Source organism: Nonomuraea sp. NPDC051941 (assembly GCF_044593615.1).
In genome coordinates, this window is sequence record NZ_JBIUCF010000007.1 from 145,821 (window position 1) to 157,809 (window position 11,989).

General features: G+C 72.8%; 9 protein-coding genes. 2 read left to right on the forward strand and 7 right to left on the reverse strand.

The window, feature by feature from the left end:
- Positions 1-63 precede the first annotated feature (63 nt).
- Positions 64-561, reverse strand: coding sequence for a hypothetical protein (locus ACIHFD_RS14950; RefSeq protein WP_397367346.1), 498 nt, complete (start codon positions 559-561; stop codon positions 64-66).
- A gap of 156 nt (positions 562-717) precedes the next feature.
- On the opposite strand from ACIHFD_RS14950, the gene ACIHFD_RS14955 reads away from it, so the two are divergent.
- Positions 718-1,278, forward strand: a complete 561-nt coding sequence (locus ACIHFD_RS14955; RefSeq protein WP_397367347.1) for a GNAT family N-acetyltransferase — start codon at positions 718-720, stop codon at positions 1,276-1,278.
- A 43-nt stretch (positions 1,279-1,321) separates the two neighbouring features.
- Here ACIHFD_RS14955 and ACIHFD_RS14960 read toward each other — a convergent pair whose 3' ends face one another.
- A complete protein-coding gene (locus tag ACIHFD_RS14960) occupies positions 1,322-2,686 on the reverse strand; it encodes an FAD-binding oxidoreductase (RefSeq protein ID WP_397367348.1) in 1,365 nt (454 codons plus the stop codon).
- A 75-nt stretch (positions 2,687-2,761) separates the two neighbouring features.
- Between ACIHFD_RS14960 and ACIHFD_RS14965 the strand changes: the two genes are divergently transcribed.
- Positions 2,762-5,905, forward strand: a complete 3,144-nt coding sequence (locus ACIHFD_RS14965; RefSeq protein WP_397367349.1) for an AfsR/SARP family transcriptional regulator — start codon at positions 2,762-2,764, stop codon at positions 5,903-5,905.
- Positions 5,906-5,998: 93 nt separating this feature from the next.
- Here the strand turns inward: ACIHFD_RS14965 and ACIHFD_RS14970 are convergent, their stop codons facing one another.
- The 5 genes from ACIHFD_RS14970 to ACIHFD_RS14990 all read right to left on the reverse strand — a co-directional run bounded on the left by ACIHFD_RS14970 (position 5,999) and on the right by ACIHFD_RS14990 (position 11,937).
- Entirely contained in the window at positions 5,999-7,444 is a 1,446-nt protein-coding gene (locus tag ACIHFD_RS14970) for an OmpA family protein (protein WP_397367351.1), read from the reverse strand.
- Positions 7,445-7,529: 85 nt separating this feature from the next.
- Positions 7,530-8,696, reverse strand: a complete 1,167-nt coding sequence (locus ACIHFD_RS14975) for an acyl-CoA dehydrogenase family protein (RefSeq protein ID WP_397367352.1) — start codon at positions 8,694-8,696, stop codon at positions 7,530-7,532.
- Positions 8,697-8,817: 121 nt separating this feature from the next.
- Positions 8,818-9,477: a LacI family DNA-binding transcriptional regulator gene (locus ACIHFD_RS14980; RefSeq protein WP_397367354.1), complete on the reverse strand. Its 660-nt coding sequence runs from the start codon at positions 9,475-9,477 to the stop codon at positions 8,818-8,820.
- A 65-nt stretch (positions 9,478-9,542) separates the two neighbouring features.
- Positions 9,543-9,941 (reverse strand): hypothetical protein, encoded by a 399-nt coding sequence (locus ACIHFD_RS14985; protein ID WP_397367355.1) that lies wholly within the window; start codon positions 9,939-9,941, stop codon positions 9,543-9,545.
- Between the two features lie 139 nt (positions 9,942-10,080).
- Entirely contained in the window at positions 10,081-11,937 is a 1,857-nt protein-coding gene (locus tag ACIHFD_RS14990; protein ID WP_397367356.1) for a trypsin-like peptidase domain-containing protein, read from the reverse strand.
- Positions 11,938-11,989: the final 52 nt, after the last annotated feature.

Below are 11,989 nucleotides of genomic sequence, written 5' to 3' on the forward strand. Positions count from 1 at the left end.
GACAACGTTGTCAACCCCGATCTGTTAAGGAAGTTTTCAAATCGGCGGCGCCGTGTCAAGACCTCAATGAGAGCCCGCCAGGGTCTTGAGCGCGATGATGGCCAGCCCCAGCGCGAGGTTGACGACCCCGGAGAGAACCACGATCCGCGCAGGGGCCCGGGCCGTGACGGCCGCCGCGACGGCCCAGGCCGCCTGGCTCGCCACGGCGACGACCAGCGCCACCCAGGTCGCCGCCCTGTCGGACAGGCCTAGCGCCGAGGCGAAGGCGGCGCCGATGGCAGGAGGGAACGAGGCCTGCGCCACCGGCCAGTCGTGCCGGCCGGCTGTGCGGAGCCGCTGCCAGGTCAAGGGTTGGGATCTGTCGGACACCACCATGGCGTAGACGTGGGCGAGCCAGAACACCACACCCGTGCAGATCAACACGATCACCAGGTCGCCCGCCGAGATCGGCGTGCCGTCCACGACGGTGCCGGCCACGACCGACGCCGCCAGCAGCGAGCCGTACACGGCCCCGGCGAACCCGGTCGGCTTCTGGCCGCCATCGGTGTCTTCCGTGTCCATGGCAGCAGTGTCGTCGGGCGCCTGCCGGGCCCGGCCGGTCGGCGTGCGGACGATGCACAGTTTTGGGCTGTTCCGGAAGATCGCCAACCTGCCCCGCCTTGCCGCGTGAGAGGATCTGCTGGCGATATGGCCTGGTTTTCGATCGTTGGGGGAACGATGTTCGCAATATCCCTGGGCGAGGACGGCGCGGAGCTGCGGCCGCTGGAGCCGTGGCAGGCCGAGGAGTTCCTGGCCCACATGGATCGGGGCCGCGAGTTCGTCGGGCGGTTCATCTCGTTCCCGGACAGGGCCACGGACCTGGAGTCGACCCGGTCCCTGCTCCAGTCGTACGCGGAGAAGGCCGCCACCGACACCGGCCGGCTCTACGGCATCTGGACGGACGGCACGCTGGTCGGCGGGGTGCTCTTCCGCACGATGGACGTCCTGAGGGGCGTCGCGGAGGTGGGCTGCTGGCTGGAGCCGTCGGCGGCGGGCAAGGGCCTGGTGTCCAGGGCCGCACGGGTGATCATCGATTGGGCCGTCGAAGAACGGGGCATCCACCGCATCGAGTGGATGGTCGCGTCGGAGAACGCGGCCAGCATCGCCGTGGCCCGGCGGCTGGGGATGACCAGGGACGGCGTGCTGCGGGAGAGCAACTCGCACCGGGGCAAGCGGTACGACACGGAGATCTGGTCGGTGCTCGCGCCCGAGTGGCGCGCGGCCAGGCAGCCGTCCTAGCGTGACCGGCACCCGCCCGCCGTCCGGGCGGGTGCCGGGCTCCTCATGGACTGACGTGGGCGCAGTGGCGGAACACGTCCCCGGGGTCCCAGGCCGCCTTCACCTGCTGCAGCCGGCGATACCTGCGCACGCCCATCGCCCAGCGCACCCGGTCGTCGTCGGCCTGCTCCAGGTTCAGGTAGGAGCCGGTGACCCCGTGCTTCCTGATCGCCGAGGTCACCTCCTCCACCCAGGCGAGGTTGGCGGGGTCGTCGCGGGGATCCATCCAGACGCCGACGGGGTGCACCAGCCAGCGCCCGCCGTGGCGGCTGGGGAAGGCGGAGTCCGGCGCCGTCCTGACCGCCTCCGGCAGCGGCGAGACGATCAGCTGCGACAGCGGGCTCGGCGCGGCGATCGCGGCGTCCTGCAGGTCGGAGATCAGGCTCGGCTCCAGGCCGGGCACGAACTCCGCCGACCACCTGTTGCGCCGCCCCGGCTGCGAGCCGTCGTCCAGCATCGACTGCAGCGCCAGGTACGGCATCGGCTGGACCGCGTCGAACAGCGGCGTCGCCGCCTCGAACAGCGGCCGGATCACCTCGGCCCCCGCCTCCGGGTCGCCGAGCCAGACCGGTGCGATCGCGAGGATCGGCCGCCCCACCACGTGCCCGGGCACGAACGGCGCCGGTGGCGCCGTCAGGAAGACCGCCGCGGGGGCGAAGTCGTCGTGCCCGGCCGAGTGCAGCCGGTCCAGGGCCTCCAGTACGGCGGGCGCGTCGGACACCCGGAAACCGAGCATGCCGCCGAGCACCAGCGGGCCCAGCGGGTGCAGGCGGAAGGTGAACGACGTGACCACGCCGAAGTTGCCGCCCCCGCCGCGCAGCGCCCACATCAGCTCGGGCTCGCTCTCGTCGTCGGCGACGACCACCCGGCCGTCGGCCGTGACGAGCTCGACGGCGATCAGGTTGTCGCAGCTCAGCCCGTACTTCGCGGACAGCCAGCCCTCGCCGCCCCCGAGGGTGAGCCCGGCGACGCCGGTGTGGCTGATCCGGCCGCCGGGCACGGCCAGGCCGTGCGCCTGCGTGGCCTGGTCGACCTCGCCCCAGATCGCGCCCGCCTGAACGACGGCCGTCCGGGCGGCCGCGTTGACGGTGACGCCGCGCAGCGCCGACAGGTCGATCACGAGGTCGCCGCCGAGCGCGTGCCCGGCCACCCCGTGCCCGCCGCCGCGCACGCTGACCTCCAGGGCGTGCTCGCGCGCGTAGGACAGCGTGCCGACGACGTCGGCGGTGCCGCTGACCCGCACGATCGCGGCCGGCCTGCGGCTGATCATGCTGTTGTGCAGGGCCCGGGCGTCCTCGTAGCCGGCGTCCCGCGGGGTGAGGACCTCTCCTTGTACGGTGGCTCGCAGGTCCGTGATGTCGTGTGTCATGAGGCCAGCCTGAGCGGATGACCTTGCACCCCCGTTTCACGGACGTCTCACGGAATTCGCTGAGATAATTCCCCCATGCCCTCCCTCCCCGGCCTGGACGTCCTCGTGCTCGGACCGGTCACCGTCCGTGCCGGAGACGCGACGATCGTGGTGGATCGCCTCCTTGAGCGCGCGCTGCTGACCCGGCTCGCGCTCGCGGGCGGGTCTCCGGTTCCCGACGCGCGGCTGGCCGCCGACCTGTGGGGGGAGGCGGAGCTGGCCCGTCCCACCGAACGCCTGCGGGTCCTCGTCTCCCGCCTGCGCGCCGCCCTCCCCGCCCTCCCCGCCGGCCCCGGGCAGGGTGCGGGCCGGTCGCGGCAGGCCTCACCCCTGGTCAGGACGCCCGGCGGCTACGCGCTCGACGCCCACGCCGCCGACCTGGTCAAGGCCCGGTCCGCCGCCGAACGTGCGCACGCGGCGGCCAGGTCCGGCGACCACGCAGGCGCCCGGGGCTCGGCGGCGCAGGCACTCGGGCTCTGGCGCGGCAGCGCGCTGGCGGATCTGCGGGCGATCCCCTATGCCGAGCTGGAGGGGGAGCGGCTGGAGGCGTGGCGGCTGGACCTGATGGCGCAGCGGCTCACCGCCGACCTCGCCCTCGGCGCGGCGGCCGAAGTGAGCGCGGAGCTGGAGCGGCTGGCGGACGAGCATCCGCTGCACGAGCGGGTGTCCTGCCTGCTCGCGCTGGCCCTCTATCGCACCGGCAGGCAGGCCGACGCGCTCGACCGGCTGGCCAGGCTCCGCCGCAGGCTGGCCGACGCGCTCGGCGTCGACCCGGTCCCGGAGACGGCGGCGCTGGAGCTGCGGATCCTCCGCCAGGATCCGTCCCTGCAGCTCACGAACACCGCCCCGGCGCAAGGCGTGATCGCACCCGGGCAGGAGCCGTCCCCGCTCTCCGTCGCGGAGCCGTCCCTGCTCTCGGCCGGGTCGCCGGGGCCGCCCCCTGTCGAGTCGCCCGCCCCGGATCAGGCTCGCTCCCGGGTACGCCTGCCGGGCCCCGCGACGAGCTTCGTCGGCCGGGACGGCGAGCTGGCGGCGCTGGTGAGACGGCTCGCGCGGCCGGGGCTCGTCACGCTCACAGGCGGGCCGGGCAGCGGCAAGTCGCGGCTCGCCATCGAGGCGGCCAAGGCCGTGGCCCAGGCCCCGGCCGCGGAGCCCAGGGCGGTGACCCTGGTGGAGCTGGCGCCGTTACACCGGGAAGGGGCGGTGCGCGCGGCGGTGACGGCGGCCGTGGGGCTGGAGTCGGAGTCCGACGATCCCCTGCCGGAGCTGGCCGCGCGCCTGGACGGCGGGCTGCTGGTGCTCGACAACGCCGAGCACCTCGTGGACCAGGTGGCCGAGCTGGTCATGGGGCTGCTGGGCCGTACCGACGGGCTGGCCGTGCTGGTCACCTCGCAGCTCCCGCTGCTGGTGGCGGGGGAGGAGCTCAACCGGGTCGGACCGCTGCCCGCGCACGCGGCGGCGACGCTGTTCACCCAGCGCTGCGCCCCCGACCAGGCCGGCGCCGAACCCGCCGCCGTCGCGGCGATCTGCGCCGCCGTGGACCGGCTGCCGCTGGGGATCGAGCTGGCCGCCGGTCTGACCCGTACGCTCACAGTGGCGCAACTGGCCGCACGGGTCGAGGACCGGCTGCGCCTGCTGGTGGGCGGCGGACGCACCGCGGGCGGCCGGCACACGAGCCTGCGCGCCGCCCTCGACTGGAGCCACGACCTGCTGGCCGAGCGGGAACGGCTGGTGCTGCGGCGGGTGTCGGTCTTCAGCGGCGGCTTCGACCTGGAGGCCGCCGAACACGTCGTGCCGACCGTGCCGGGCGACGCCGGCCCAGGCGGTCCCGGTACGAGCGGTCCCGGCACGGGTGACGCCGTTGGAGAGGGTGTGACCGTCGGGGACGTCGCGCCCGCGCTGGCCGAGCTGGCAGACCGGAGCCTGGTCACCGTGGAGACGTCCGGGGGCGGGCGGCGGTTCGGGCTGCTGGAGACCGTACGCGACTACGCGCGGGCGAAGCTGCTCGCCGCAGGGGAGACGGAGGGCGCGCTGGCCGCCCATCTGGGCTGGTGCGTGGCGTTCGTCCGCCGGATCGGCGCGCCGACCGACTTCCTCGCGGCGGAGGAGGTGTCGGCCGTGTTCGCGGAGTGGCCCAACCTGCTCGACGCGCTGGAGCGCGCCCCCGGCACCGAGCGGGCGGCCGACGGCCTGCGGCTGGCACTCGAACTGCACACGCCGTGGCTGATCCGCGGCTGGTACGGCGAGGCCGAGCGGCATTTCTCGGCCCTGGCCGACGCGCCGGGCAGCACGCCGACCGAGCAGGCGACCGCGCTGAGCGACCACGCCTTCGTCTCCACCATGGTCGGCAAGTTCGACGCGGCGGCCGAGCTCCTGACGAGGGCCGCCGAGCTGGCCGAGATCGCGTCGGACGACATGGTGACCATGAACGTCCTCTACTACCGCGGCATCGTGGAGATCGAACGCGGCCGCCTGCGTGAGGCGCTCCCGCCGCTGCTCCAGGGCCTGGAGCTGGCCGAGAGCGTCTCCCACACGCAGCGGGTGTCCGCCGTCGCCGACGCGCTCGGCACGCTCCACCTCTACTCGGGCGACGCCGAGCAGGCGCTCCAGCGCTACGTCACCGCCAACGCCTTCGACCTGGAGACCGGCGACGAGCACGGGCTGGCGCGCGGTCTCAGCAACCAGGCGCAGGCGCTGCTGGGCATGGGCCACCTCAAGGAGGCGCTGGCGTGCGCCACCGAGTCCGACCACTACGCCGCGCGGCTGGACGACCGCCAGATCCTCCCGCTCAACGAGCTGATCAGGGGCGCCGTCGCCATGGCCGAGGGGGAACTGGGCCGGGCGGAAGCCCATATGCGTACGGCCGTCGGCTACGCGGTCACCGACGGCTCCGGGGCGAGCATGGCGCACATCGACCTGGCCGACGTGCTCATCCGGCGCGAGGAGCTCGGCGAGGCGGCGGCGCTGCTGGACGAGGTCTACGCCGAGTCAGCCGAACACAGCACGCCCTGGCTCGCGGCCCGGGCCGTGTCGGCGGCGCTGGCGCTCGCGGGCCGGGACCGGCGGCGGGCCGGGGAGCTCGCGGAGGCGACGGCCGCCGCCTACGCCGCCTCGGGCTTCGGCTGGCCCCGCTACGCCGCCCGCCTGGAGGAGGTCAGAGCCGCGCTCGCCACCCCATGACCGGCCCGCGAAACGCCGGACTCAGCTCGCCGCGACCTCGGTTCGGGACGCGTGCGGGGTCAGCTCGCGACCTCGGCCAGGAAGCGTGCGGAGTCAGCTCGCCACTTCGGCCGGGAGTGCCTGGTCGTAGCCGCCGACCTGGACCTTCACCGACGTAACGTTCGTGCTCGGCGCCGGGAAGAGCCCCCACAGCGTCACCTCGGCGCCCGCGGGCACCGTGTCGAGCTTGCCCGGCGCGAAGGAGGCGCTCATCGTGCCGACGAAGTCGAAGTACGTGGGCTCGGCGAAGCCGCACAACTCCTGCCGGCCGTTCTGAGCCGCGATCGACAGCTGGCCCGAGGTGAGCTCCTTAGGCGTGAAGTGGTTCTCGTACTCCAGGGACGCGGCCTCCGACCCGGGGTTGGTGACCTTGACGTTCGCCAGGAGGTAGCCCGACAGCCGCCGTACGCTCTCCACCCGCACCTGGAGCCCCGCGTCGGTCAGGTCGCTTCCCGTCTCCGGGGCCCGCACGGTGGTGTCGCTGTCGATCTGCACCTCGACCCGCCGGTTCTGCGCCCGCCCGTCCGGGTCGTCGCTGCCGTCGGGCTTGGTGTTGGGCGCCACGGGCTCGCCCTCGCCGTGCCCCTTCGTCCGATAAGCGAAGCCGTCGCCGAGAGAAGGACGCAGCACCTGGCTGACGGCCGCGGCACGTTCCTGCGACAGCGTCTGGTTGTCGGAGGTGCCCCCGATCGCGTCGGTGTGCCCGTCCACGGTCACCGATCCGGACGAGGCGGAGACCCGGCCGCGCAGCGCCTCGATGGCGGACTTGGCCGACGGTGACAGCTTGGAGCTGCCGAACTCGAACAGCACGTCGCTGGGCAGCCGGAACGCCTCACGCGTGCCGCCCGTCGTCTTGCACACCAGCGGACCGACCTGGAGCTTGTTGTGCGGGCCGCGCAGGGCGGGGTCGTCGGCCGGTTCGGCGTCCGTGATCGGCACGGTCACCGGGAGCAGGCCGTTGAGCACGACGAGCATCTCGGTGGCCTCCTTGGGCGGCGCCGCGAAGACCGCCGTCACCGGAGCCGACCGGCCCGGCTCGATGTCGACGTCCGCGCTGATCCGCCCGTCCGGGCCCGAGCTGCCGATCAGGCCGTAGGCGGTGCCGCGGGGCAGGTCCACCAGCGTGATCAGCTGCTCGCGGCTGTCGAGGCCGAGCGTGCCGAGCGAGATCTCGTCGTCCGTGCCGTTGAAGAGCTCGAACTGCAGGGCCAGCTCGTTCTCGCCGGACCTGACCAGGCGCAGGTTCCGGCCCTCGACCGGCAGGGCGGACGAGGTGGGACCGGCGACCACGCCTTCCGAGGGCGACTCCGGCCGCGCGGGAGAGTCCTCCGGAGAGGGCGTCTCCTCGGGCGGGTCCTCGGGCCGGTCCTGCGCCGGGGCGTCGGGAGCCTTCACCGAGGCTGAGGGCTGAGCCGGCCGCCCCAGCGCACCGCAGGCGGAAAGGGCGAGCACGAGCGCCGCCCCGCAGGCCGCACTCCTGGTCATGTCAGTCATTGGCATGCGGACCAGCCTGGGAGCACGGCGTTCCACGGACATTTCACCGGAGTCTCACCGCGGGACGGCGCTCTTATGGCTCCAGGCCGACTTATGGCTCCAGGCCGAACAGCGCCCAGGACTCGCCCGCGGCCAGGCCGGCCAGTTCGCGGCCGCACTCCCGGAGCAGCTGCGGGCCCGAGGTGATGTGCGCGGCCCCGGCGTGGACGTCCCTGAACAGCCGCTGGATCAGCCCGTCGCGCAGCGCCGAGGTGCCGCCCGACGCGTAGACGAAGTGGGAGACCTCGGTGATCGTCGACGTGATGTGGTTGAGCGCGAGCCGCACCATCGTCTCCTGCCGTACGTCGAGGGTCCGGCCCGAGTCGAGGGTGCGTTCCACGTCGTCCCACGTCTCGCGCACCAGGGCCGCCGCGGCGCGGAACTTCGCCTCGGCACGGGCGAAGTCGGTGTGGAAGGCGTCGCTGCCGGCGATCTGCCCGGTCCGCCCGGCCCGTGCCACGGCGTAGCGGCTCAGCTCGTCCAGCAGTCGGCGGCCGACGCCGAGCGCCCAGGCGGAGTGGCAGATCAGCGCCTGGTCGACCAGACCGAGCCGGTAGATGGCGCCGCCGCGCAGGGGCACGTTCGTGGCGAAGACGTGCGACTGCGACTTCGGTACGAAGACGTCGTTCATGGAGTAGTCGATGCTGCCGGTCGCGCGCAGGCCCAGGACGTCCCAGTTGCCGAGCGGCTTGACGTCCTCGATCGGCGTGATGAAGATCCGGACCTCGTCGGTGCCCTCGATGGCGCCCAGGCTGTGGACGTACTGGGAGTGCAACATGGCGGAGGCGAAGCTCCACTGCCCGCTGAGGCGGAAGCCCCCGTCCTCGGGGACGGCGATGCCCGGCCGGGTGCCCTGGCCCGCGAAGAGCGGCATCCGGGGGCCCTTGAAGATGCGTTCGACGGCCTCGTCGCCCAGGTAGGCGCCGGCCGTGCCGTTCTCCAGGCAGGTGGCCATGACCACCCAGCCCGTCGAAGGGTCGGCGTAGGAGAGCTCCCCGAGGACGGCCATCAGCTCGCTGGGCGACAGCTCGGCGCCGCCGAGCGGCACTGGCACCCATATCCCGAAAAGTCCTGCCTCGTGTAGGGCGTCCACGACGGAGGTGGAGAGTCTGCCCTGCTCCTCGGCCCGGTCCGCGTCGCGCTCGATCAGCGGGCGCAGCGCGCGGGCTCGCTCCAGCAGGGTGTTGCCCGCGGTGTGCAGTCGCGGCGTGTCGCTCATGTCCAGGTGCTCCTGTTCGCGATCGTCGGCGCTCTTACTCCGTCAGATCACGTATGCGGCGCATTGTCCAGAGCCGCCGCGCAACCTCATGGGCCGGCCGCCCGGCTCGATCCGCGGACGATCAGCTCGGTGGCGAGCTCGATGTGGCGGGACTCGATCTTCTCGCCTGCATGGCGCCGAGGGCGCTCCCGTCGCCGGCGGCGAAGATGGCCGTCGGCGGGAGCCGCAGGTCGAGCAGTGCGGCTCCGCCCGTCTCCCCGTCGGGATAGCGGAAGCCCGACGTACGGACGTATTCGGCGGGCACGGGCACGCCCGCGGCTTCCATCGCGGCGCGGTAGCCGTGCATGCGTGCCTGGTTGCAGGCCGCGTCGGCGATGCCGCCGAGGTAGGCGATGCGACGGTGCCCGAGGTCCAGCAGGTGGCGGGTGGCGGACATGCCGCCGGCGAAGTTGGTGGCGCCGACGCTGGTCACAGGGGTGTCCGGCAGGTTCAGCGGGTCGACGACGACCACCGGCAGGCGGGCCCGGGACAGCGCGGCGAGCTGGGCCGGGGCCGGCTCGCTGCCGATCGTGATCACCTGGACGGTGGCCGGAGCCGCCGTCCGCGTCCGGCGTGACCGGCGGGCGACGTAGCCGTGCTCCTGCAGCAGGGACTGCACCATCGAGCGGGTGGCGGGTGCGACGTCGGTGCGGCCGTTGAGGACCTTCGACACGGTGGCCACGGACACGCCGGCCGAGGCGGCGATGGTGGCCAGCGTGGAACGCCCAGGATTGCTCGGCATCGATACCTCCCTCAGGCAACCACCCTCAAGGGAAAGATCAACCGAAGACGGGCAGTCGGGACACGTCAGGGATTGCCCGATCGGCAGACGGGCGTGGTGTGATACTCGACGGACGCGCCGGTGGCGTCGGAGATCACCGCCCGGATGTCGTACCGCACCGTGGGCTGGCAGCCGATCCCCACGAAACTCCTGTTGTCGTACGCGGGGATGTAGCCGCCGTCGACGAACCAGCGGATGGCGACCGGCGCGATCGCCCCGCTGTAGGAGACCGAGCAGAGGAAGCGCCGCGCGAGCGGTTCGCAGCTGCCCTCGTCCAGGGTCAGGGCCATGGCCGTGGTCGTGGCCCTCGCCGGGCCGGCCGTCGTGGCGGTCGTTGTGGCGGCGGCCGACGCGGGCGCGACCGGGCAGAGGAGCAGGCCGATCGCCAGGACAGCGGGCGGGACGAGTCCGTACGACGTGCGCATTTCCTGTCTCCCTTTTGGCCGACGACGAATCGGGGGTTTCGCGTTCACGGGCACGAGCGGGATCCCGCCCGGCATCGACGGCAGTCATGTCTCCGGGCGTCGCCTCCAGTATGAAAGGGCGGGCAAGGCGAATCCAGGACTAGGAGGGCCGGTCGTTCGGCGGCGGCGTGAACTGGCCGTAGCGGACGGCGCGGGTCTGCTCACCCGAGTGCGGCTGGGCCTGGCCGTGCGGGGGCGCGGGGTACCCGTACGGGCCCGGTCCGTAGTGGGGCTTGCCGTGGTCTGGAGTCGACCCGTACGGGGAGTTGCCGTGGTCCGGGGCCGAGCCGTACTGGGGGTTGGCGTGGTCCGGGGCCGACCCGTGCGGTGCGGCGCCGTAGCCGCCGGCGTTGTACGCGACGGGGCCGTACCCGTCGGCGCCCTGCCCGTACGCCGCTTGCCCGTACGCCGCTTGCCCGTACGCCGCTTGCCCGTACGCCACCTGCCCATAGGCACCCTGCGCCGGGGGCGGCACCTGGCCCGCGGGGAGCTGCCGCCACGACGGAGGCTGCACCGCGCCGGGCGGGGGCTGGACGAAGGACGGCTCGGAGTGGCGGCGCCGGCGCCCGCGGCCGCGGAGGACCTTGGCCAGGACCGCGACGATCACCGCGGCGACCAGCACGCCGGCCCCGATCAGCACCCACAGCAGGATCGGCTTGGGCGACTCGTCCTTGCCCGCGGAGATCGCCTGCTGCGCGTCGCTGATGTACTTGGCCACGTACGGGTGGTTCGGGAACAGGGCCTGGACCTCGCGGAACTTCGGCAGCGAGTCCGAGTAGTAGTGCCGGAAGAAGTCGTTGAGCGCCTCGTTGTAGCGGGCCGTCGTGGTGGTCTGGGCGGGCTTGATGTTCTTCTCGCCGAGCTTCTCCTTGATGATGCCCACCGGCAGGACGAAGCTCTCGCTCTCCGACGCCTCGCCGTTCTCGCTCACCGTGCCGGCGATCAGCATGCCGATGACCTTGCCGTCCTTGCTGAACACCGGGCCGCCGGAGTTGCCGTGGTAGGAGGGCGCCTGGGTCTGGATGTACGGCACGCCGGTCTGAGTGGTGCGCTTGGCGTTGTACGGGCCCTCGGTCAGCGCCGGCTCCAGCTTGGACTCCAGGCTGAAGAACGGCGTATTGGTGACCAGGCCGGGGAACCCGCTGATGTAGAGCGTGTCACCGGTACGCACGTCGGAGTCGTCGCCGAGCGGCACGGTCGGCAGGTTCTGCTGGCCGTTGACCTTGAGCAGCGCGAAGTCCTTGCCAGGGTAGCTCTCGCCCACCGACACCAGCTCGGCCGGGACCGGCTTGGCCGTCTTGTCCACGCCGCCGCCGGGCAGGCTCTGGACCACCGACAGGCTCTGCTTCAGGTTGCGGAGCTGCATGTGGTTGGTGTTGAAGGTGACGTAGATCTGCTGCGCGAGCTTGACGATCTCCTCGTCGGCCTCCAGGCCCCGCAGCCCGCTGATGATCTCCTTGGCGTCCTGCTGGTTGAACTTCGCCAGCGCCTGCCGCGCGAACAGCTGGCTCAGCTCGGTCTCGCCGACCTGGACGCAGTGCGCCCCGGTGACCATGTACCCGTCGGGGGTGACCCACCAGCCGGTGCACAGGCCGCCGACCTCGGCTTCGACCGTACGCTCCGGGGTGGTCGAGGCGAGGTAGGTGTCCACGTCGGCCGCGATCTGCTGGAACAGCCACTTGGCGATGCTGCGCTCGTCCGAGGAGATCTTGCCGGACGCCACGGTGGCGGTGGCCTGCTCCACGAGCCGGTTGAACGCGGCCTGGTTGATCGTGCTGGTCGGCACGGCGACGGTGCCGGTGTAGGTGAAGCTCGTCAGCTGGACGGCCGGCTGGGTACGCGCGGCCAGCCAGGTGCCGACGGGCACGTCGGGCCGCTCATCGGGCGTGTCGGCCGCCGCCGGTAACGCGGGCAGCGCGACCGCCATGGCGACCGCCGCACCTGCGGCGATCTTCATCAATCTTGTCCTGAAATTTCCGCTCACATCCGGAAATGGTGAGGTCCGGCTC